A 20375-nucleotide genomic window follows, 5' to 3' on the forward strand; every position below is an offset into this window, starting at 1 on the left:
CTGTCGCGCCGGCAACTCGAGCGACTGTTCATGGAGAAGGCGAAGATGTCGCCTGCGCACGTCTACCGGAAATTCCGACTGGAGCGCGCCAAGCACCTCATCACCCAGACGGACGCTTCGCTCATCGAGATCGCGCTTGAAGTCGGCTTTGAAAGCGCCGGGCATTTCTCCAGGACATTTGCCAAGACCTTCGGCCAGTCGCCGCGGCAGATGCGCGCCACATCGCCGAAGTGAGCCCTGCACTGTCGCTCCGGCTGCACGATAGCCGATCGGCCATCCCCCTCCCCGAACGGACGTAGCCGAATTGCAGGCTCACCTTTTGCCGCAACCGCCTGCAAAATAGCTCGCGATGCGCGCTCGCACACGTCGCATGATCGTGTTGCGGGGGCTTGAGTTTATGGGAGTCATGGCGATGACGGAAACTCGTGTTTTGTCGGAAGAGGCACCGAACGCGAACTCCAACCAGAGCACGATCGCCGGTGGCCACCTGGCGCTGGTGCCGACGTGGCTCCCGCTCGACATAGCGCCGGCGCAGAACTCCGCTGGAAACGGCGGCGACGGCACCAGCCTGGGCACGATCGGCAGCAACACGTTGGCGATGTTCACACCGTCGAACGCGGCCATCGCCGGCTCGCACACGGACGCCGACGCACTCCAGGGCAACCACGCGCTGATAAACCAACACGTCACCGAGATGGGGGGCATTGGTGGTGAAGGCGGAAGCGGCAACGTGGCCGGTGGCCATGGCGGTGGCAGCGTGGCCGGCGGCGGCGGCGACGGCACCTTCTTTGGCGGCCTCGTCAGCACTGACACCGCCGTGTTTGCGCCCTTGAACCTGGCCGTCGCAGCCGGTCCAGGTTCGAGCGCCACGGCCGGGCAGGCAAACAATGCGGCCTTCCTTCAGGGCGCCACCCAGATCGGCGGCGTTGGCGGGTCCGGGGGCGACCATAACGTTGCCGGCAATACCGCCCCGGCCCAGCAGCAGGGCGCGACGTTCATTTTCAACGGCGACGCCTATGCGGGCCATGGCGGCGACGGCACGTTCATCGGAAGCATGGTCGACGTAAACGTCGCGGTGTTCTCGCCAATCAACATTGCTGTCGGCGCCGCCGGCGGCGATGCTCACGCCACACAGACGAACAACGTCATCTTCGACCAGGGCGGCGTGCAGATCGCCGGTATCGGCGGCAAGGGTGGCGGCTTCAATCTGTCCTCGGACACGATCTTCACCGGAAGCGGCGTCTCCGGCGGCGGTGGAGACGGCTATTCGAACGGCAGCACCGTCGACGTCAACATCGGCTACTTCCACCCGATCAACATCGCAGTACCCGCCGGCGGCACCGCCGAGGCGGACCAGCTCAACCACCTGCTGGTCGACCAGCATACGCTGCAGATCGGCGGCATCGGGGGCGCGGGCGGCGAAGGCAACATCGCCGAGGCCAATGCCGCGCTGATCGACGACGTCCTGCACGGCTGAACCGCAGCATTCCCACTCAAGCGCAGCAGGCGCGCACTGGCGACGCGTATTCGTGGCGTTCCGCTGCCATCCCTCACAACTTTACTCCCTGAATCGTGCCCCGCCGGGTCCGCTTGACGCCGGCCAAGCTGAAACACGGGCACACCCTACCCAAAGGAACGTCTCCGAATGTCCGGCTGGTTCGCCCCGATGATCACGCGCACCATGGCTTTCGCGCTGTCCCCCCGCTGCGGCGGTGTGCTGTGGCATCGAACCGTCCAAGACTACGGGGCAACAAGTAGAGGAGCGACGCTATGCCTATCTCACAAATAACCACCGACACGATCGACTTCACCAATCCCATCGCGGGCGACGCGAGCGCCGGCAACGGCGGCGACGGCACCAACAACGGCGATATCAACTACAATCCGGTCGCCAGCGTGGCTCCGGTGCAGACAGTTATCGGCTCAGTCCCCACCGTGGATAACGGCGACAACGTCGGTCAGGGTGCAGACTGGGGGACCGGCAACGCTGATGGCGGCGGCCTCGTCCAGGTACCGATCTCTGTCCTCGCCTCGCTTACCAACAGCGGCGCGGGCGGCGCCGGCGGCAATCCGACTTCGAGTGGCGATCAGAGCAGCACGAGCGGCGGCAACACCGCAAGCGTAGACGCGAGCACGACTGCTACGCAGACGACGACGTTACTCGCCGATCAAGGCGCAACGATCATTTCGGGCATGGGCGGGGCTGGCGGCGACGGCGCAACGGCGCTCGGCGGCGACATTTCCGCGGCTCTCGTTCACTCGAACCCGATCTCGGAAACCACCACGGCGACCAACACCACCGCGGTCTCGAACGTTCTCGACAATTTCGACAATACCTTGGGAACCATCAGCGACCTCGGTATCTGAAACGCTCGACAAGGATCGCCGGCCATGGCCGGCGGTCCTCTTTTTACCTGTGTCGCGGCGCGCAAGAAACGCTACGGGACCTTTGAGTTGCATTTGGCCACGGATCGAGCCCAAGCAAAGGAAACCTGAAGCAACCAAGCCGACCGCATCATCGATCACGCCGATCCGATCGAGATCCGATAATGACGACGAATCCGACAGGGGCGCAGCATTCTCCAACCCACCTGGTCGTGGCACTCAAGGCCTGCACGGGGGCGTTCCTGCTGGTCTTTCTTTATAGCTGCGCCTACAACCTGTTCCTGCTGGCGCCCTCCATCTACCTGCTGCAGATCTACGATCGCGTCATGTCGAGCCGCAGCGTCGACACGCTGGTCATGCTGACGCTCATCATTTCCGCGGCGGTTTTGGTCGGCTCGATCCTTGATATCGTGCGGCGCGCCGCGCTGTCGCGGATCGGCAGCTGGCTGGATCACCGCTTGCGGCCCGTCGTGCTGACGGCGTGTTTCGAATACGGAGCCCGCGCCGAAACGGGTCTCGCCAACGACTGCTACCGGGACCTGTCGATCCTGCGCCAGTTCCTCGACGCCCCAGCCAGTTCGCTGCTTTTCGACATTCCCTGGGCGCCGATCTTCCTGCTGCTTCTGTTCCTCGTCCACCCCTTGCTCGGAACCATCGGGCTCTTCACCGCGCTCGCCTTGCTTGCGCTCGCCATCGTAACCGAGCTCTCGACCCGCCAGCCCTTGATGAAAGCGAACCTGGCGCTTTCCCGCAGCCATATGCGTTTTGCGACCGCGCTGCGGTACATCCAGGTCATCCGCGCGATGAACATGCAAAACGGCGCCGCTCAACTCGTCTACCGCGACGCTGAAACTGCACGACAGGCGCAAGACGATGCGATGAAGCGCACCGAGACCATTCTCGGACTCTCGAAGTCCGTACGCATGCTGGCGCAGATCCTGATGATGGGGTCGGCCGCATGGCTCGTCGTGGAGGATAGTGGAAACCCCGGCATCATCTTCGTCTCCAGCCTGCTTCTCGGCCGCGGACTTGCACCGATCGAAGGCGCGATCGGCGCATGGCGCGCTGTCGCCTTCACCTATGCCGCCTACAATCGCATCAACACGATGCTGATATCGATCGCCGCGCAGGACAGTGCCCGCACGATACCAATTCCCGAAGCGGGCGGCCTTGTGCTTGAGCGCGTCGGCTACACGCTTCCTTCGGGCAACCGCCAGATCTTGAATTCCGTCACCTTGCGGCTGTCACCTGGCGACTGCCTTGCACTGATCGGCCCATCCGGCTCCGGAAAGTCGACGCTTGGCCGCATCATCGCGGGCGTCCAGCCGACGACCATCGGCTGCGCCCTGCTCGGCGGTGTCGATATCTCCACCCTCCGGCTCGGTGGCTGCATGCGGCATATCGGCTACCTGCCGCAGGACATCGAACTCTTCGGCGGTGCGGTGAAAGACGTCGTCGGCCGGCTCGATGGAACCGACGTCGGCAAGGTCATCGAAGCGGCAAAGCTCGTCGGACTGCACGATACGATCATGCAACTGCCGCAGGGCTATGAGACGGATATCGGCGACGGCGGTGCAACCCTGCTTCGCGCCCAACGGCAACAGCTGGGACTGGCGCGCGCCGTCTACGGCAATCCCGCGCTCGTCGTGCTCGACGACCCCAATTCCAGCCTGGATTATGACGGCGAACGCCGGTTGTTTGCGGCCATCACCCGCATGCGCGCCATGGGGATGATGGTCATCATCATCACGCATCGCATGGGCATTCTGCCCGTGACCAACAAGATCGCGATCATGCGTAACGGCACGATCGAAGCCTTCGGCGACAGCGACTGGGTCTTCGATACCTATCTGCACCCACCAGCCCGAGCCGGCACGTGAGAAGGGAGGCGCGACAACGATGGAGCTCATCAAATCCGACCTGACCCGACCCGGAACAGAAATCGTGGGCTATGCCTTGGACGCCAAGGGCAACGCTGGGACCCAGCCCGCGACGGCCGTCGCTGCCATCCTGCCTATGACGCTTGCCGAAGCCTCGCCGATGTCGCGGCTGCGGCATGTCGCCTGGACGGGAAACCTGCTGATCGGCTTCTTCGTTTTCGGCCTCGGCATCTGGTCGGTTCTCGCACCGCTCAGCAGCGCGGCGATCGCGTCCGGAGTCGTCGAGACCGAAGCGAACCGCAAGACCATCCAGCATCTCGAAGGCGGGATCGTCCGGCGGATCCTTGTCCGCGACGGCGATGCCGTGTCTGCAGGCCAGGTGCTGATCAAGCTCGACGATACGAAGCCGCGATCCGAGCGGGATAACCTTCGCGGCCAGCTCTGGGATGCTGAGGCGCGACAGGCGCGACTGACGGCCGAGCAGGAGGGATCGGACCACGTCGCCTTTCCGCCTGATCTCGTGGAGCAGGCCGGCAACTACCGGGTGATCCATGACATCCTCGACGGACAGCAGAACATATTCGACGCACGGCGCCAGGTGATGCAGTCCGAAGTCGTGATCACGCAGCAGAAGATCAAGGAGGTTCTTGAGGAAGTCGCCGGGCTGAGCGCCCAGAAGGCCTCCCTGATCGAAAGAAGCGCCATATCGCGCCAGGAACTCGAGACCGTCTCGGCGTTGACCGAGAAGGGCCTCGAACGGCGAAGCCGGGCCCTCGTCCTGGCACGGGAGAAGGCCGACATCGGCGGCCAGATCGGCGAAGTCTCCGCACGTATTTCCCGTGCCCATCAGGTGATCAGCGAGTCGCAGTCCTACATCGTCAAGCTGCGCAGCGACCGACTTAATGAAGTCGCGCTCACGTTGCGCGACACGGAGAACCAGTTGGCTCAGCTGCGCGAACGGCTGAGCGCCATAGACGATCAACTGGCGAGAACCGAGATCCGGGCGCCCGACGACGGGGTGATCATGGACCTGCGTGTCCACACGACAGGCGGCGTCATCGGCGCAGGAGAGCCGCTGGCCGACCTCGTGCCGGACGCGGGTGCACTGGTCGTGGCAGCACGTGTGAAGCCGGAAGACATCGCCCAGGTCCACGCCGGGCTCGAGGCTCAGGTTCATCTCATTCCTTACAACCAGAGGCGGGTCCCGCTGTTGAAAGGCACGGTTTCCTATGTGTCCGCCGACAATCTGGTCGACCGGATGACCGGCCACACCTACTACGCCGCAACGATCCGCGTTACCGATGAACGGCTCGGCCACTTGCCGGGCGTGGAAATGGTCCCGGGCATGCCGGTGCGGGCCATGATTGAGACCGGTACGAGCAGCGTGGCGCTTTATGCGCTGCGTCCGTTGATTGACAGTTTCAACACCGCATTTCGCGAGAACTGAATCATGCCCCGCGGAACGCCGTCGGCGTACCACATGGGCTCGATTTTTCGACCCCGCGATCAGATGTGCCAGTCGGTTCCCCGAAGGACAGCCGCGATGGGCAAACGTAAGTTCAATGACGACGAAGTCCTGGAGATCCTGAAGGAGCATCAGTACGGTGCAACCGTCGCCGATGTCTGCCACCGGCATGGCATCAGCCAGCCGACATTCTACCGGTGGCAATCACTGCAAAGCAGGGGGCCCAACTTCGACGCCGAGCGCGTAAAGGCGCTCGAAGTGGAAAATCAGAAGCTCAAGAGGCTGCTGGCCGAGGCCATGCTGACGGCAGCAACCCTTAGCGAGATGCTCGAAAAGACATCACGTTGACGACGCTGCTGCCGTTGGTGGCGACACCATGACCGTTGCCGGCGGTTCCCCGGTCGGCAAGCAGGGCCACGACCTCGGTGCGGTTCTGCACCTGCAATTTGCGCATGATGTGCTGCAGATGCATTTTCACCGTATGGTCGGAAAGATTGAGCTTGCCTGCGATCACCTTGTTCGAAGACCCGCAGCGCAACTCGGCAAGGACATCCGCCTCGCGCGGCGTGAAGTCGGCGAGCACCAACTCGCCTCGATAGGCGCTGATCTGCGCCCTGTCACTCTGGCGAGCAACGGCGGCACAATCGGTAAGCGCGGCAAGCGGGTCTGGACAGAAGATGCCGCCTGCAAGAACCAACCGCAAACCGGCAAGCGCCAATTCGATCCGCAAGGACGTGGTGAAGAAGCCGCGAACCCCCAGTTTGAGGACATCGGCCGCGGTCGCCTTGTCGTCGGTGTCCGAGAGCACCGCAACCGGCACTTCCGGAAAACGCTTGCGGATTTCCGCAAGCTCGCCATGCAAATAACACCCGCCGTCGTTTCGCGCACTCAGGTCCAGCACAATCAAACGCACGTCGTAACCAAGCGCCTGGTCAAGGCTGTCGGTCGAGACCATATCGATAAAATTCCAACCGGAGAGTTCGTATTCGAGAACGGCGACAATGACGCTGCGTACCAACGTCTGATGTTCTATGACGATTCCGGTCGGCGTACGGTCCTTGCGGCACGGCGTTCCTGAACTGATGGACATGCGTCACCCCCAGGATTCGTTTGCAACAAGTTAGCGACGCCTAAAATATTTCCGTTCTGATAGTCTGTCATGAGAAAATCAGAATTAATCCGATCGGGCTGCTTCTCTAACCAATTGAAAATACTACGAAGTTGCGATAACTCCCGCGGAACTTGTAACATATCTTGAGCAGAGAACCTGAGAACCTCTCGGGAAGAGAGCGGCAAAGCGCAACCATAAGCCAAAGCCAACACCGAAGCGCACGCAAAGGGCGCAATAATTGCTTCAGCAGCAGCGGAAAGCATCGGGTCGCAGTCGGCAATGTCCTCAGAAACCGAAGGACTGCTGCGTCGGTTCGGGTGGCTGCCCCAGATGTACCCCTTCCAGCTCCAGCATGCGGGTTTTGGTGGTGGAACCGCCGGGCGCAGAGAAACCGCCGATCTTGCCGCCGGCGGCCAGCACTCGGTGACAGGGAATGATCAGGGAAACCGGATTCTTGGCCATGGCCTGCCCGACATCACGCGCCGCCTCCGGTCCGGCTCCCAGCTCTTTTGCGAGCGCCCCGTAGGTGGTCGTCTGCCCCCAGCGCAGCGCGCGCGTCGCGGCGTAGATGCGCCGGAAAAGCTCGTCCTGCCCATCCAGATCGACAGCAAAGCCGGTGAAGTCGACTTCCTTGCCATCAAAGTAACGTTGGACCGCTTCCACCGCTTCCCGAATTTCGGGTGTCGGCTGGGCTGACTCGGCAGAGGGCAGCCGCTTCAGCAGGAGCCGTTCGGTTGCCTCGGCCGTACGGGTCGGTAGTTGGAAACGCGTGATACCGACATCGTTCCAGGCAATGCCGCAAAAGCCGGCCGCGGTTTCGAAGATGAAATAGCGATGTGCTGCCTGGCCCATCTGCCTGGCCTCCCTCATGTCTCTGTCATCAAAATCGTGCCTGCGCGATTCAAATTCAACCCGTTTCCTGCCCCGACGCCGTCGAGACCAGCGCTTGGTCAGCGGCGCGCATCGTCGCGAGAGCCACCATTTGCGAAAGCTTTACGGTTGTAAGGCAAGGTTCCGCGCGAACATCAGGAGACGACGGTGGACATCCTGCATACCCCGACGATCATGCTCAGTTCGTTCGTGACACTGGTGATCTTCGCCGTTTTCTTCGGCCTTGCCTGGCGGCAGGAGCGCAAGAGCTTCGAACTGCTTCTATGGTCTTCGGCCTTCGCCATCGGCGCAATCGGTTTCGTGCTTTTGACGCTGCGCGGCGACGGCTACAGCTTCATCACCATTTCGCTCGGCAATGCGCTCGCAGTGCTGGCCCTTGCCATGATCTGGCTCGGCCTGCGCGCCTTTGACAATCAGCCGCTGAAGGTCGCCTCCGCTCTTCTCGGACCGTTTCTCTGGATCGCCGTGACCTACTTCTCCGAGGACGTCCGCGAGAGTGTCACGAGCAGGATCATCCTCTACTCGATCCTGATCTTCGCCTATTCTGCGTTGATCGCACTCGAGGTCTTCCGATCGGAGTATTTCCGCCGGTTGCCGAGCTCCTATATCGTCGCCTTCGTTTTCGCCACGCACGGCGCCCTTTATCTCGCCCGTATTCCGCTGATCGTACTGTGGCCTCTCGCAGGCAATACGGCCGCGGGAACGGCGCAGCCGCTTTGGTATCAACTTCTGACCTTCGAGCTGTTCTTTCACAGTCTCGCTGGCGGCTTCGCCTTCTTCGCGCTGGTGAAGGAGCGAACGCAGCAGCGCTACAAGCTTGCCTCCGAAACCGACGCGCTGACGGGCGTGCCGAACCGGCGCGCCTTCCTCACGCAGCTTGATACCCATCTCGCCGCGGGCTCGGCAAAAGGAGCACTGCTCTATCTCGACATCGACCACTTCAAGGCGATCAATGATCGCTTTGGGCACGCAGCCGGTGACCAGGTGCTGGTCGAATTTGCCGAGATCGTTTCCAGGGCCGTGCCCGCTGACGCTTTCATCGCACGCTTCGGCGGCGAGGAATTCGCCGCCTGCCTGCCCCACGCGGACCGGTTGGGCGCGCTCGCCATCGCCGACGGCATTCGCACCTCGCTCGAAGCGCGCCGGCTCGGCACGGCCAAAGGCGTCCTGTCAGCAACCGTGAGCATCGGCGTCGCCTTCGCAGAAGGGCACGAGGATCCACACGCGCTCATCTCTTCCGCCGACGCGGCTCTGTATGCGGCGAAGACCGCTGGCCGAAACGCCGTTTGGTCAATGGATGCGGACGGCGTCCCTCGTTTCTCCGGCGGACTTGCCAACGGCGGCACTGCAGCGAAGGCGCTGTTTTCGCTGAAAACCTCAAGGGGTGGCACGGCACCAAGACCGCCGAACGTATCCTGACTGCCGATCGGCGCTGTCACCGCAGATTTCTCAGAAATCGAGCATCCGGTCGAATTGCGAATTGCGAACGGCGACGCGCCCGTCGAAGGAGACTTGAACGGCGCGCCCGGATCGGCCGTCGACGGCATGGATGTGCAGATGCGGCTCGGTGCTGTTGCCGGAGTTGCCGACCTCACCGATCGGGGTGCCGGCAGATACAGCCGCTCCGGCCGAAACAACAATGCTTCCCTGGCGCAGATGCGCAAGTTCCACCTGCATGCCGTCGCAGGCAAGGATCACGTGATTGCCGGCTGGATTGTTCCCGTCGGTCGTAGGTGGCGACAGATCCGCCAGTCCATCGACCGCAGCGATCACTTCTCCCTCACAAGGACTGATCACGGTTTTCCCGAAGATCGCGTAATCCCGGGGATCTTTGGGCAGCAGCCCCAGGGCACGAAGGCCAGCGGCATCGACGGCCGTAATGTCGAGGGCATGCCTTTGCACCGGGTGGTCGCTGTGATGGTTGAGGATCCCTATGGCGCCACCCTGGGCGACGACGAAGCGCCCACCCGTCAACGGAAACGAAAGGTCGCGGGGATCATCGCGCACGGACATCCCCCCGATGACATAGGCGAGCGCCGCACCGAAAACGCCCAGCGAGGCGATGGTCGGGACAAGACTGCGCCACAGCGCCCCGCGATCCCCGGAGAGCCAGGGTCGGCCCGCGTGCCGCACCGCTGAGGCTAGAGCCGCGATGATGGCAAGAACCGCAAGCGCGAGGCCGGTCCACAGCCCGGCAATGTCCCAGCGACCAAGGAGCATGACCAGCGAGATCAGCACGACGCTTTCGGCAAACACCAGAAACCAGCCAAGGCGCGTGGGCTCGTCAAGGCGCCAGAGGCGCCAACTGAAGGCAAGCGGCAGCGCGATACAAAGGACCGACATAAAACCGACAATCGCGATCATGAAACCTCCCTTTGCGCGCAATGCGTTTCCTCATGTGGGTTCGGCACTGTTTACACGGTAGTGGAATAGGGATATTTTTTATCCTTAATAGATACGCATTGGCATCTGCCGGACGAACACATGATTCTCAAAAGCCAAGTCGAATGGGCATTGCATTGTTGTGCCATTCTTGCCGGCCTGCCTGAAGGCCGCTACCTCTCAACCAAGGCGCTGGCGGAGTTCCACGGGCTTCCCAAGGAGTATCTTTCGAAGGCACTGCAGAGCCTTTCGCAAGCCGGGCTCGTCCACACGACCCTCGGCCCATCGGGCGGGTATCGACTGGCCAAGGCGCCGGCCGAGCTTTCCTTTCTCGATATCGTCGAGGCGGTCGAGGGCAAATCGCGAACCTTCGTTTGCACCAACATCAGGGCCAACAATCCCTGTCGGGCACCGGGCTATTGCGAAAGCACGCCGTGCGCAGTGGCGCGCATCATGTGGGAGGCGGACGAGGCCTGGCGCGACAAGCTGCGGAGCGTGCGCTTGTCCGACCTGATCGACATTCTCTCGAAGGAAATTCCATCAGACCTCTGGAAGCGCAGTTTCGAGTGGGTACTGGGGCGCGCTGGATAAGAGAGGCCTGACCGCCACCTCCGCAGGGGAAGCGTAGAAGTATGCTTGCGCTGGCAATGCAAGCGAAAGACCGTCTTGCCGGCATCGGTCGTAGACACGCGCGATCACCTCGTTGCGTGCGGGTGTCCGTTCGGCCGGGCTTCTAACGCGAAACTGCAGTTCAACCTCGATCGCCACGGCGTCGATCGCCTTGAGGGCGACAATCGGTGGCGGATCGCGGACGATGCGGGCGCAATCCTGCAGCGCCGCGCGCATCACCTCTTCGACGCGCTTCGGCGAGTGGCTTGCCTCTACGCGGATCGGCAATGGAATCTGATGCGTTTCATCAGGACGGCTGAGATTGGTGAGCCCGACCTTGGCGAGCGCGCTATTCGGCAGGACAACGACATTGTGCGCACCGGTAAGCAGGAAGGTCGAGCGCCAGTTGTTCTCGATCACACGGCCCTCCGTCCCGTCGCCAAGCGCTATCCAGTCACCGATGGCAAAAGGCCGCCCCAGTGTCAGGGCGATGCCGGAGAACACGTCGCCGAGCGTATTTTGAAGCGCGAGGCCGAAGATGATGGCGACCACGCCAGAGGTTGCGACCAGCGTGCCGATCGGCGCCTTGAAGACGAAGCCCAGGACCGACAGCGACACGCCGAGATAGACGACGGCGACGATCAGATCCTGCAGCAGCCGTGCCTCCTGCGGCCGCTTTTCAAGAACGATGTAGATGCGCGCGAAACCGATGAGGGACCAGGCGAGATGCGTCCACCACAGCACGCGCGCCGACGTCGCCAGCATGGCCGCTGCACCTTGGAGGTGCTGATCGTCGCTCCTGTGCGGCATGATCCCGGCCAGGATGAGGACCGCGGTCATCACCGTGAAGAACAGGATCTGAACGATCAGCCTTGCCGTCGGGCGATCACGCCCCTGCAAGTGCCAGACGGCTATGCCGGTGACCCCAAGAAGGTTGATCAGCAGCAACGGCAGGTGTTCGGCAAACATGGCAGGCTCCAACGGTTGCACCCCCAAGGAAGGGCCGGCTGCGCGATCGGCACCCGACCCTTCCGATGCATCACTTCGTCATCGGGTAGGTGAGTTCTTTCTGGGCGGTATCGACGACGAAGACCGCAAGCAGCTTGGCGGGCTCCGTTTCGCTGCCATTGGCACTGACGCCGTGCCGATCGCTGGGCATCTCGGAAAAGCTCTCGCCAGCCTTGTAGACCTTGACCGGGCCGTCATTAACCTGGCTGCGGATCGAGCCTTCCAGCACCGTCGCATAGATGAAGGCCGTGCTCGGATGGGTGTGTGCCTCTGAAGACCCGCCAGGCCCGTACTCCACCAGAACGCCCTTGATGCTCTTGCCGGGAGCGTTCGGCAACTCGTGCTCGTAGACCAGTGTGACTTTGGCGGCGTCACCTGCAACAGCACTGCCGAACAGTGTTGCGCTGACCGCGAGCGCGGCGATGAGAGACTTGATCATGTCGAATATCCTTTCAAGGCTGGGTAAGGCGCCGAGCGGCGCACAGTGCTGTCACTTGCGGGGCGCCGTCGCGAACCACTCTTCGAAGGTGATCCGGCCAAGACGCGGATTGTTGTCGGAGACGAGCGAGCCGTCTTCCAGCAGGGCGCCGAAATAGCGCGCCTCACGATCAGGCTCGACCTTGCGGTTGTCGCCGCTGGCCTTGAGATAGCGGGCAACGAGGTCGCTGAGGCGCGAGCGCTCGGGGCCGGCAATCTCGATCGTACCGTTGACGGGAGCAGCCAGTGCGACGGCGGCCATCGCGTCGGCAACGTCGTCGGAGGCGATCGGCTGCACATAGGCCGGCGACAGGCGCACCGTGTCACCGACCGCTCCCGATTGCGCGATACCACCCAGGAACTCCATGAACTGGGTCGAGTGCACGATCGTGTAGGGGATGCCGGACGCCTTGATCAGTCTTTCCTGGGCGAGCTTGCCACGGAAGTAGCCGCTCTCCTGCAGCCGCTCGGTGCCAACGACCGAAAGCGCGATGTGATGTTTGATGCCGGCAGACCTTTCCGCGGCAAGCAGATTGCGGCCGGAGGTTTCGAAGAACTCGAGCACCGCCTTGTCCTCGAAAGAGGGCGAGTTGGCGAGGTCGATCACGATCTCGCAACCGGTAAGCGCCTCGGCAAGGCCCTCGCCGGTCATCGTGTTGACGCCGGTGTTCGGAGAGGCGGCGATCACCTCGTGACCCTGCTTGCGAAGGCGTTCGACTGTCTTGGAGCCGATCAGGCCCGTTCCGCCGATGATGACGACTTTCATGGGATCCTCCATTCGCTGCGGCCGTTGCGCCGCAGCGCTCAATCATTCTGGGATAGCGGTCAGTTCAGTCCGGCCTTGTCGAGGCCGTAGAGCTTGTCGGCCGAACCGGGCACGGACTTGAAGGCGATGCTGACGCGGTTCCAGGCATTGATGACCATGATGGAGAAGGTGAGATCCGAGATTTCCTTCTCCGAAAGCTGGCCACGGACACGCTCGTAAAGCTCGTCCGGAATGCCGCCTTCGGGCAGTTTCGTGAGCGCCTCGGTCCAGGCAAGCGCTGCACGTTCGCGCGGGATGAAGAGGTTCGATTCACGCCAGATCGCGACGTGATAGAGGCGCAGTTCGCTCTCCCCGTGGATCTTCGCCTCTTTCACGTGCATGTCGACGCAGAAGGCGCAGCCGTTGATCTGCGAGGCGCGGATGTTCACGAGGTCGCGGATTTTCTGTTCGATGACGCTGTCCCTCAGGCTGAGGCTCAGGTCAGAGATTTTCTTGAAGAATTCGGGTGAGTGCTGTGCGTAGTTCAGGCGCTGTGTCATGGGGTCGCTCCGTTATTAAGGATATTTTGCATCCTTATGGATACAAGATATCCTTAATATCTGGACAGTAAAGCGCAACGGGCATACACTCGGCGCATAAGGCTTATGTCGAAACGTTTGGGGGACCCGATGGACATCGTCTCAGCGCTAAGAGCTTTCCTGCGCGTGGCGGAGACGGGTTCGTTTTCCGCCGCCGCGCTCGACCTCAACCTGACGCAACCGGCCGTCTCGCGGCAAGTATCGGCGCTTGAGGAGCACCTGAACACGCGCCTCCTCCACCGGACGACAAACGCGCTGGCGCTTACCGCCGAAGGCGAACACATGATCCCGATGGCGCTCAGGGTGGTGGAAGCGGTCGACGCCCTCAACGAAGCCTCATGCACCGAAACGGCCATGGTTGCCGGCCGGGTCCGCTTGACCCTACCCGCCCCGCTCGGCCTTTATGCCAGCGATCGACTCGCCGCTTTTCTCGCGCGCCATCCCGGCCTTTCGGTCGAGTTGATCTTCCGTGAGGAGCCATCGGACCTGGTCGGAGAGGGTATCGATCTCGAAGTGCGCCTCGGCCCCGTGACGGACAGCAGCCTGATGTGCCGACGCATCGGTTGGACGACCGCCTTCCTCGTCGCCGCACCCGGCTATCTCGACGGACGAAGCACGCCGAAAACGCCTGACGAGATCGAGGGGCACGAGTGCATCTGCTATAGCCGCGCCGGAGACGGACGCTCCTGGATCTTTTCCGATGGATCCGATGATGTCTTCGTGCGCATCGCACCGCGTCTCGTCGCCAACAACGCCGTGGCCGTGCATCGCGCCGTCCTGGCGGGAAGCGGCCTTGCCATTCTTTCACATATCCTTGCCTGCCCGGACATCGAAGCAGGCAGGCTGGTGAACGTGATGCCGGACTTTCCGCCGGCGCGCCTGCCGATCAGCGTCGTCTATCCGTCACGCAGGAACATGCCGCTGCGTGTCAGAACCGTTCTCGACTTCCTCGTGCAGGTCATTCGGGAAGACCCGTTGATGGCGTCCGCCTCCTGACCGAGCAACGCCTCGTTCAACGTTGCCCGGACGTCGCGCGCAACGGGAGACCGCTGAAGGTCTTGATCTCCTTCAGCACGAAGGTCGTCTGCATCTCCTTGATGCAGGGCAACCGCCGTACGACCTTCATGGCGAAATCCGAATAGGAATCGAGGTCGGACGAAACGACTTGAAGAAGAAAGTCCGCGTCGCCGGCAATGCTGTAGCAGGCGACGACGCTGTCGAGCTTCATCACCTCGTCGGCAAAGGCATCGGCCTCCGCCTCCGTATGGCTGTCGATCTTCACGCGGATGAAGGCGAGCACCCCAAGACCGATTTCCTTCCGGTTCAGCACCGCCATATAGCCCTGAATGACGCCGTCATCCTCAAGCTGGCGCACGCGCCGCCAGCACGGCGAGGTCGACATGCCGACCTCGTCGGAAAGCGCCTGATTGCTCAAGCGACCATCATTCTGCAGCGCGGTCAAAATCTTCACATCCGCAGGCGTCAGCGTTGTAGGCATACTCTACCTCATTCACTTCATTCTCAGGTAGATGCTACCTCACATGTGCATTTCGTCGCAACATCCGAAAGAACTTACCCGGGCGACCGGTCTATTCTCCCCATCGACAAACCGAGAAGGAATAGACCACCGTGCTTCACGACATCCGCCTCGCCATCATCGTCAATCCGGCGCTGCCGCCGGGCCATCTCGCCAACACCATCGCGGCGATATCCATCGGCATCGGCTCGGCGATGCCTGATCTTGGCAATCGGCGACTTACAGACAACAGAGAGAATACGATCGATATCAGTTCCAACCGGCCCGTTCCGATCCTCCAGGCCGACAGCCAGGCGATCAGCGTGTTGCTGCTCAGGGCGCTGCCGAAAGAGAAAGACCGCATCGTCGTGCCGTTTCCGGCGTTTGCGCGCTCGCTGCACAGCTATGCGGACTATGAGGCACAGTTTCCGGAACGCGATCTCTCTGCCGAAACGATCGACGGCATCGGATTGGCCGGCGCTTCCAAGTGGGTCAAATCGCTGACAGGATCCTTGAAGTTGCTGCGCTGAGGTGCGATCCGGAACGGCACGGAAGGCCGTGGAGCGCAACCGTCCGGCCTGGCGTGTATATTTTTTTCATCGCGACCAGACCAATACCACGATTGGTGGCGACACATTCGCAACACTGCCGGCCATTCAACCGGAAAGACATAGCTTTCCCGCTTTGCGACTGTTCCCTGCCTTGACGACAGCTGCCCCGCACGACAAGCTCTGAAAACGATTTTCAGAATATCAGAATTCCATCAGATGCCGCATCGGCTCCACGGTTTTAGCCGCTGCCGAGGCTGGATCGCGCGATACGATACCTATCGGGGAACAATACGCATGACCAATCAACGGCTCATCATGCTGATCTTCTTCCTTCAACCGATCGCCTTCGGCGCCTGGCTGCCACGCATTCCCGATGTGCAGCAGCGGCTCGGCCTCGGCCCCGCCGACCTCGCGATCGCGCTTCTCGGCATGCCGGTCGGTATCCTTCTCACACTGCCATTTGCCGGCCGATTCGTTGCCTGGATCGGCGGTCGCGCCACGATCCTCTATGGTTTCGTCGTCTTTCTGGCCCTCGTCTGGCTGCCGACTTGGGCCTCGAACATCGAAGTGCTATTCCTGACACTCGCCATCGTCGGCGTGGCGCTGGCAACGTTGGAGCTCGGCCTCAATGTCGAAGCGGACGCAATCGAGAAGCACTCCGGACAGCTGATCATGAGCACCTGCCACGGTTTCTGGAGCCTCGGCATCATGACCGGCAGCCTAATCGGCGTCGGCTTCGCCGCGCTCCATGTGGCGCCGGAATGGGCCGTACCGCTGACGGCTGCGGTCATGCTGCCGATCAGCGTATTTTTCGCCAGGAAACTGCCCCTCCTCAAAACCGGGGAGGCGGCGGCTGCGCAGGCGGCACCGTCAAGGCGACGGCTGCCAAGCTTTGCACTGCTCGGCGTTTGCTTCTTCGTCGTCGGCATCACCATGACCGAAGGCGCGGTGGCTGACTGGTCGGCGGTTTTCCTGCGCGATGTCTTCGGACTTTCCGGTGCCAGCGCCGGCTTCGGGTACTCGATCTTCGCTTTCATGGTGGCGGCCGGCCGTTTCGCTGGCGATCGGCTGAAGGCGAGCTACGGACCGGTAGCGGTTGCGCGCGCCTGCGGCGTCGCCAGTATTGCCGGCCTGGTTCTGGTCGTGGTGAGCCCAGTCGCCTGGGCAGCGCTTCTCGGCTTTGCCGCCATGGGCTTCGGCGTTTCCGTCGGCTTCCCGCTCGCAGTCACGGCAGCCGCCGACCAGACCGACCGGCCGGCGGCCGCCAGCGTCGCCATCCTGTCTTTCATMGCACTCCTCGGCTTCCTGCTCGGACCGCCGCTCATCGGCCTGATTGCCGAGCACAGCGACATGCGCTTCGGCCTCGGCGTGCTCGTTCCCTTCCTCGCTGTCAGCCTGCTTTTGACCGGTCGGCTCAAGCCCGCCGCGCGCGTGAGCGCACAAGACACCCAGCAAGCTGCCAGCCGCGCGTAGCGGCGACCGCGATAGTTAACGCGAAAGCCCCGGCCGATTTCGGCCGGGGCTTTCTTCGTCCATCGGCAGGCGCGACCTACTTGCGCGCTGCCATGGTGGTGTAGCTGGTGATGAGGTTGCGATAGTCGGGGATGTGGTTGGAGAACAGCGTACCGAGCCCCTCGATGTCGTTGCGCCAATCGCGGTGCAATTCGCAGGCGACGCCGAACCAGGTCATCAGCTGAACGCCGGCGGCGGTCATGCGCGACCAGGCGGAATCGCGGGTCACCTCGTTGAACGTGCCGGAAGCGTCCGTCACCACGAAGACCTCAAAACCTTCCTCGATCGCCGAAAGCGCCGGAAACGCCACGCAGACTTCGGTCACCACGCCGGCGATCAGCAACTGCTTCTTGCCCGTCGCCTTCACCGCCTTGACGAAATCCTCGTTGTCCCAGGCGTTGATCTGGCCCGGACGGGGAATGAAGGGCGCGTCGGGAAACAGTTCCTTCAGTTCCGGTACCAGCGGGCCGTTCGGACCGTCTTCGAAACTGGTCGTCAGCACCGTCGGCAGCTTGAAGTACTTGGCGAGGTCGCCAAGTGCCAGAACGTTGTTCTTGAACTTGTCCGGGTCGAAGTCGCGCACCAACGACAGGAGACCGGTCTGATGGTCGACGAGCAGAACGGCAACATCATCCTTGTTGAGACGTACATAGGGCTTGGTCATCGGAAGTCCTTTCCTTCGGTTGGTTTCCATCACCGCCGGCAGCGTTCGTTGCCGCCTGATCCGCTGTGATTGACAGTAGGCTACTGCAGGACCGCTGATGCAAAAAGATTGTGAATTCCGACGCAGCGTCCTATAAATAGAACGATGCAGGATCTGAACGACCTCTATTATTTCGTGCAAGTGGTGGATCATGGTGGCTTTGCGGCTGCAGCACGGGCGACCGGAACGCAAAAATCCCGGCTCAGCCGACGCATTGCAGTGCTGGAGGATCGGATCGGCGTCCGACTGATCCAGCGTTCGCCGCGCCGGTTCTTCGTCACCGATGTCGGCCGCGAATATTACCAGCGCTGCGTCGCAGTGCTGATCGAGGCCGAAGCGGCCGACGCCTTCATCGCGCAGCACCAGGGGGAACCGCAGGGGACCATCCGGGTGAGCTGCCCAACGGCGCTGATCTCCTTCCAGTTCGCCCGGCTTTTCGCCAGATTCATGACCGCGCATCCAAAGATCAGCCTGCAGCTCGAAAGCACCAACCGCCGCGTGGACGTGATCGCCGAGGGCTTCGACGTCTCGATTCGGGTCCGGTTTCCGCCACTGGAGAGAAGCGAGCTCGTCATGCGCAAGCTCGATGACAGCTCGCAATATCTCGTCGCCAAACCGGGATTTCTGAGGGAGTCGGTCCAGACGCCCGAGCAGCTGACGGGGCTCGCCAGCCTTGCCTGGACTTCGGCCACACACAGCTATGACTGGTGGCTGGAGAGTTCTGCCGGCGAGCAGGCGGTCATTCGGCACGAGCCACGCTTCCTGACCGACGATATGGCGGCGCTGCGCGAAGCCGCGCTCGACGGCGCCGGCATCGTGCAGCTACCGACGATGATGATCTGGAAGGACCTGGTGGCAGGGACGCTGGTGCCGGTGCTGCCGCAATGGCGGCCTGCATCCGGTATCGTGCATGCCGTCTTCCCCTCGAAACGCGGGCTTCTGCCGTCGGTTCGCACCTTCATCGACTTTCTCGCCCAGGAATGCGCTGCCGATCGCCTGACGATCGATGAGAGCCTGGCATGGCCGGCGAAGAACCCCCATATGGAGACCTAACGCGCTTCGACGGCACCTCTTCGCCTCGATCCGCCGACCCATGCGCAGGGCGCATAGTAGCCATTCCTTGCATCCCGCGTCGCTATTCACGACATTAATGAAGAAGCCGCGTTCGACGCCGGCTCCCTTCAGCACTCCATCACAGTCGTAGACTTTTCCCCCGGCCCTGCGCCGGCGCGGCCAATTCCGGCTTGAACAATAGGGAAGGTAATCATGCAGACTTCTGCCAAGACGCCCGATGCCAAGACACTGGACAAGATGACGCTCAACGAGCGCTCGGACATGATGGCGCTCGTTGCGGACGCACTCGAGGCAACGGCCGAGAAGGCCTATGAGATCGGCGACGACCGGTTCGCGCAGAACTCGATCAGCCTCGCCAATATCATCACCAGCTGTGCCGATGACCTGGTCGTTGGCGACCTGCCGGCAGCCGAACTGCTGCTGCAGCAGGGCATCGCGTTGCTCAGCCTGTTTCAGGGCGAGCCCCGCGAGTTCACCCTGCACTAAAGCTTGGAAACACGGCCGACGTCTCCCCGACCGTAACCACATTCTCCGGTCGGGGACGTCCTCGACCGGCCCTGGCGGCCTCGCGACGGCCACTGACCATCAAGCTTCTCACGCGCCTTCGAGCGCAAGGTCGACCGCAGCCAGCGCATGGATCTCGGTCGTATCGAACACGGGGACCGGGCTATCGGCCTGTGAAATCAGCAGCATGATCTCGGTGCACCCCATGATGATCGCTTCCGCGCCCGCATCGACGAGCCGTGCGATGACAGCGCGATATGCGTCGCGTGAATTGTCCTTGACGATGCCGGCAACCAGTTCGCGGTAGATGATCTCGTGCACCTTGGCGCGGTCTTCCGCCTCCGGCACCAGCACATCGAGACCGAATGCGTCCTTCAGACGGCCCTTGTAGAAATCCTGCTCCATGGTGAAAGCGGTACCAAGGAGGCCGACCTTTCTGAACCCCGCCGCCTTGATCCTCTCGGCCGTCGGGTCGGCGATATGAAGCAGCGGGATCGACACTGCCGCTGAAACATCGGCAGCCATCTTGTGCATCGTGTTGGTACAGATCATCAGGAAATCGGCGCCGCCGGCTTCGAGACGACGCGCCGCCGCAATCATCTCCTCGGTCAGCGCCGGCCAATCGCCATGGTGCTGCAGCCGCTCTATCTCGCCGAAATCCATCGACCACATCAGCGACTTTGCCGAGTGCACGCCGCCCAGGCGCTCGCGAACCGTCTCGTTGATGATGCGGTAGTATTGTGCCGAGCTCTCCCAGCTCATGCCGCCAATCAGGCCGATGACCTTCACCCTATGCTCTCCCTTTTCGAACCGGACTCTGAGCTAACAAATCGCGCGCCATCGCGATAGCTCCAGCGACCGTCTGCGCCTGGGACACAAGGCAATTGCGGGGCGCAACGCCGGTCTCTTTCACCCGCCTTCCTTGCCCCCAACAACCGACCTTTCGGCAAAGCTGCATGACAC

General features: G+C 62.2%; 23 protein-coding genes. 13 read left to right on the plus strand and 10 right to left on the minus strand.

From position 1 onward, the window contains the following. The 6 genes from AB4Z53_RS28385 to AB4Z53_RS28410 all read left to right on the plus strand — a co-directional run. Nucleotides 1-234 (plus strand): helix-turn-helix domain-containing protein (locus AB4Z53_RS28385; protein WP_441598868.1); only part of this gene is annotated, 234 nt, incomplete at its 5' end. A gap of 178 nt (nucleotides 235-412) precedes the next feature. Then, nucleotides 413-1477, plus strand: a complete 1065-nt coding sequence (locus AB4Z53_RS28390) for a hypothetical protein (RefSeq protein WP_441598869.1) — start codon at nucleotides 413-415, stop codon at nucleotides 1475-1477. 293 nt (nucleotides 1478-1770) lie between these two features. Next, nucleotides 1771-2367 (plus strand): PE-PGRS family protein, encoded by a 597-nt coding sequence (locus AB4Z53_RS28395; protein WP_441598870.1) that lies wholly within the window; start codon nucleotides 1771-1773, stop codon nucleotides 2365-2367. 182 nt (nucleotides 2368-2549) lie between these two features. Continuing rightward, nucleotides 2550-4265, plus strand: coding sequence for a type I secretion system permease/ATPase (locus AB4Z53_RS28400; RefSeq protein ID WP_113539082.1), 1716 nt, complete (start codon nucleotides 2550-2552; stop codon nucleotides 4263-4265). A 19-nt stretch (nucleotides 4266-4284) separates the two neighbouring features. Then, nucleotides 4285-5712 (plus strand): HlyD family type I secretion periplasmic adaptor subunit, encoded by a 1428-nt coding sequence (locus tag AB4Z53_RS28405; RefSeq protein ID WP_441598871.1) that lies wholly within the window; start codon nucleotides 4285-4287, stop codon nucleotides 5710-5712. A 96-nt stretch (nucleotides 5713-5808) separates the two neighbouring features. After that, nucleotides 5809-6078, plus strand: coding sequence for a transposase (locus AB4Z53_RS28410; RefSeq protein WP_275025267.1), 270 nt, complete (start codon nucleotides 5809-5811; stop codon nucleotides 6076-6078). On the opposite strand, the gene AB4Z53_RS28415 is transcribed toward AB4Z53_RS28410, so the two are convergent. Together AB4Z53_RS28415 and AB4Z53_RS28420 are read right to left on the minus strand one after the other, a co-directional pair. Continuing rightward, nucleotides 6047-6820 (minus strand): response regulator transcription factor, encoded by a 774-nt coding sequence (locus AB4Z53_RS28415; RefSeq protein WP_291154832.1) that lies wholly within the window; start codon nucleotides 6818-6820, stop codon nucleotides 6047-6049. The two genes, AB4Z53_RS28410 and AB4Z53_RS28415, sit on opposite strands and share 32 nt — an antisense overlap. A gap of 306 nt (nucleotides 6821-7126) precedes the next feature. Then, nucleotides 7127-7693 (minus strand): methylated-DNA--[protein]-cysteine S-methyltransferase, encoded by a 567-nt coding sequence (locus AB4Z53_RS28420; protein WP_441598872.1) that lies wholly within the window; start codon nucleotides 7691-7693, stop codon nucleotides 7127-7129. A 186-nt stretch (nucleotides 7694-7879) separates the two neighbouring features. On the opposite strand from AB4Z53_RS28420, the gene AB4Z53_RS28425 reads away from it, so the two are divergent. Then, nucleotides 7880-9151: a GGDEF domain-containing protein gene (locus tag AB4Z53_RS28425; protein ID WP_441598873.1), complete on the plus strand. Its 1272-nt coding sequence runs from the start codon at nucleotides 7880-7882 to the stop codon at nucleotides 9149-9151. 30 nt (nucleotides 9152-9181) lie between these two features. Here AB4Z53_RS28425 and AB4Z53_RS28430 read toward each other — a convergent pair whose 3' ends face one another. Then, the gene (locus AB4Z53_RS28430; RefSeq protein ID WP_441598874.1) at nucleotides 9182-10096 is read right to left on the minus strand and encodes a M23 family metallopeptidase; all 915 of its coding nucleotides are present in this window, start codon (nucleotides 10094-10096) and stop codon (nucleotides 9182-9184) included. Nucleotides 10097-10216: 120 nt separating this feature from the next. Between AB4Z53_RS28430 and AB4Z53_RS28435 the strand changes: the two genes are divergently transcribed. Beyond that, the gene (locus tag AB4Z53_RS28435; RefSeq protein ID WP_223728067.1) at nucleotides 10217-10705 is read left to right on the plus strand and encodes an RrF2 family transcriptional regulator; all 489 of its coding nucleotides are present in this window, start codon (nucleotides 10217-10219) and stop codon (nucleotides 10703-10705) included. On the opposite strand, the gene AB4Z53_RS28440 is transcribed toward AB4Z53_RS28435, so the two are convergent. The 4 genes from AB4Z53_RS28440 to AB4Z53_RS28455 all read right to left on the minus strand — a co-directional run bounded on the left by AB4Z53_RS28440 (nucleotide 10655) and on the right by AB4Z53_RS28455 (nucleotide 13513). Next, complete coding sequence (locus tag AB4Z53_RS28440) at nucleotides 10655-11692, minus strand: mechanosensitive ion channel family protein (RefSeq protein WP_441598875.1); 1038 nt, start codon at nucleotides 11690-11692, stop codon at nucleotides 10655-10657. The genes AB4Z53_RS28435 and AB4Z53_RS28440 overlap by 51 nt on opposite strands. Before the next feature lie 70 nt (nucleotides 11693-11762). Further along, entirely contained in the window at nucleotides 11763-12170 is a 408-nt protein-coding gene (locus AB4Z53_RS28445; protein WP_441598876.1) for a cupin domain-containing protein, read from the minus strand. 51 nt (nucleotides 12171-12221) lie between these two features. Continuing rightward, entirely contained in the window at nucleotides 12222-12974 is a 753-nt protein-coding gene (locus AB4Z53_RS28450) for an SDR family oxidoreductase (RefSeq protein ID WP_113539092.1), read from the minus strand. Between the two features lie 59 nt (nucleotides 12975-13033). Further along, entirely contained in the window at nucleotides 13034-13513 is a 480-nt protein-coding gene (locus tag AB4Z53_RS28455) for a carboxymuconolactone decarboxylase family protein (protein WP_441598877.1), read from the minus strand. Between the two features lie 129 nt (nucleotides 13514-13642). Between AB4Z53_RS28455 and AB4Z53_RS28460 the strand changes: the two genes are divergently transcribed. Continuing rightward, nucleotides 13643-14548, plus strand: a complete 906-nt coding sequence (locus AB4Z53_RS28460) for a LysR family transcriptional regulator (RefSeq protein ID WP_441598878.1) — start codon at nucleotides 13643-13645, stop codon at nucleotides 14546-14548. Nucleotides 14549-14564: 16 nt separating this feature from the next. Here AB4Z53_RS28460 and AB4Z53_RS28465 read toward each other — a convergent pair whose 3' ends face one another. Next, nucleotides 14565-15050 carry an Lrp/AsnC family transcriptional regulator gene (locus tag AB4Z53_RS28465; RefSeq protein WP_441598879.1) on the minus strand — a complete coding sequence of 162 codons (486 nt, stop codon included), beginning with the start codon at nucleotides 15048-15050 and terminating at the stop codon, nucleotides 14565-14567. 131 nt (nucleotides 15051-15181) lie between these two features. On the opposite strand from AB4Z53_RS28465, the gene AB4Z53_RS28470 reads away from it, so the two are divergent. Together AB4Z53_RS28470 and AB4Z53_RS28475 are read left to right on the plus strand one after the other, a co-directional pair. Beyond that, a complete protein-coding gene (locus AB4Z53_RS28470; RefSeq protein WP_441598880.1) occupies nucleotides 15182-15598 on the plus strand; it encodes a DUF2000 domain-containing protein in 417 nt (138 codons plus the stop codon). 315 nt (nucleotides 15599-15913) lie between these two features. After that, nucleotides 15914-17092 carry an MFS transporter gene (locus AB4Z53_RS28475; protein WP_441598881.1) on the plus strand — a complete coding sequence of 393 codons (1179 nt, stop codon included), beginning with the start codon at nucleotides 15914-15916 and terminating at the stop codon, nucleotides 17090-17092. 76 nt (nucleotides 17093-17168) lie between these two features. On the opposite strand, the gene ycaC is transcribed toward AB4Z53_RS28475, so the two are convergent. Next, a complete protein-coding gene (gene ycaC / locus AB4Z53_RS28480; protein WP_113539098.1) occupies nucleotides 17169-17795 on the minus strand; it encodes an isochorismate family cysteine hydrolase YcaC in 627 nt (208 codons plus the stop codon). Between the two features lie 144 nt (nucleotides 17796-17939). Here ycaC and AB4Z53_RS28485 point away from each other — a divergent pair, with 144 nt between their 5' ends. Beyond that, nucleotides 17940-18887, plus strand: a complete 948-nt coding sequence (locus tag AB4Z53_RS28485; RefSeq protein WP_441598882.1) for a LysR substrate-binding domain-containing protein — start codon at nucleotides 17940-17942, stop codon at nucleotides 18885-18887. 213 nt (nucleotides 18888-19100) lie between these two features. Beyond that, nucleotides 19101-19394 carry a hypothetical protein gene (locus tag AB4Z53_RS28490; RefSeq protein WP_113539100.1) on the plus strand — a complete coding sequence of 98 codons (294 nt, stop codon included), beginning with the start codon at nucleotides 19101-19103 and terminating at the stop codon, nucleotides 19392-19394. A gap of 108 nt (nucleotides 19395-19502) precedes the next feature. On the opposite strand, the gene AB4Z53_RS28495 is transcribed toward AB4Z53_RS28490, so the two are convergent. Then, nucleotides 19503-20201, minus strand: a complete 699-nt coding sequence (locus tag AB4Z53_RS28495; RefSeq protein WP_113539101.1) for an aspartate/glutamate racemase family protein — start codon at nucleotides 20199-20201, stop codon at nucleotides 19503-19505. Nucleotides 20202-20375: the final 174 nt, after the last annotated feature.

The sequence above is a fragment of the Ensifer sp. 2TAB8 genome, from assembly GCF_052115125.1.
In the GTDB taxonomy this organism is placed as follows: domain Bacteria; phylum Pseudomonadota; class Alphaproteobacteria; order Rhizobiales; family Rhizobiaceae; genus Ensifer.

Bases quoted from the DNA above. Each gene is read 5' to 3' on its own strand.
- AB4Z53_RS28450 (WP_113539092.1), bottom strand. From the start codon at position 12,974: ATGAAAGTCGTCATCATCGGCGGAACGGGCCTGATCGGCTCCAAGACA.
- AB4Z53_RS28445 (WP_441598876.1), bottom strand. From the start codon at position 12,170: ATGATCAAGTCTCTCATCGCCGCGCTCGCGGTCAGCGCAACACTGTTC.
- AB4Z53_RS28490 (WP_113539100.1), top strand. From the start codon at position 19,101: ATGCAGACTTCTGCCAAGACGCCCGATGCCAAGACACTGGACAAGATG.
- AB4Z53_RS28420 (WP_441598872.1), bottom strand. From the start codon at position 7,693: ATGGGCCAGGCAGCACATCGCTATTTCATCTTCGAAACCGCGGCCGGC.
- AB4Z53_RS28430 (WP_441598874.1), bottom strand. From the start codon at position 10,096: ATGATCGCGATTGTCGGTTTTATGTCGGTCCTTTGTATCGCGCTGCCG.
- AB4Z53_RS28440 (WP_441598875.1), bottom strand. From the start codon at position 11,692: ATGTTTGCCGAACACCTGCCGTTGCTGCTGATCAACCTTCTTGGGGTC.
- ycaC (WP_113539098.1), bottom strand. From the start codon at position 17,795: ATGACCAAGCCCTATGTACGTCTCAACAAGGATGATGTTGCCGTTCTG.
- AB4Z53_RS28465 (WP_441598879.1), bottom strand. From the start codon at position 15,050: ATGCCTACAACGCTGACGCCTGCGGATGTGAAGATTTTGACCGCGCTG.
- AB4Z53_RS28410 (WP_275025267.1), top strand. From the start codon at position 5,809: ATGGGCAAACGTAAGTTCAATGACGACGAAGTCCTGGAGATCCTGAAG.
- AB4Z53_RS28400 (WP_113539082.1), top strand. From the start codon at position 2,550: ATGACGACGAATCCGACAGGGGCGCAGCATTCTCCAACCCACCTGGTC.
- AB4Z53_RS28390 (WP_441598869.1), top strand. From the start codon at position 413: ATGACGGAAACTCGTGTTTTGTCGGAAGAGGCACCGAACGCGAACTCC.
- AB4Z53_RS28485 (WP_441598882.1), top strand. From the start codon at position 17,940: ATGCAGGATCTGAACGACCTCTATTATTTCGTGCAAGTGGTGGATCAT.
- AB4Z53_RS28395 (WP_441598870.1), top strand. From the start codon at position 1,771: ATGCCTATCTCACAAATAACCACCGACACGATCGACTTCACCAATCCC.
- AB4Z53_RS28415 (WP_291154832.1), bottom strand. From the start codon at position 6,820: ATGTCCATCAGTTCAGGAACGCCGTGCCGCAAGGACCGTACGCCGACC.
- AB4Z53_RS28455 (WP_441598877.1), bottom strand. From the start codon at position 13,513: ATGACACAGCGCCTGAACTACGCACAGCACTCACCCGAATTCTTCAAG.
- AB4Z53_RS28405 (WP_441598871.1), top strand. From the start codon at position 4,285: ATGGAGCTCATCAAATCCGACCTGACCCGACCCGGAACAGAAATCGTG.
- AB4Z53_RS28460 (WP_441598878.1), top strand. From the start codon at position 13,643: ATGGACATCGTCTCAGCGCTAAGAGCTTTCCTGCGCGTGGCGGAGACG.
- AB4Z53_RS28435 (WP_223728067.1), top strand. From the start codon at position 10,217: ATGATTCTCAAAAGCCAAGTCGAATGGGCATTGCATTGTTGTGCCATT.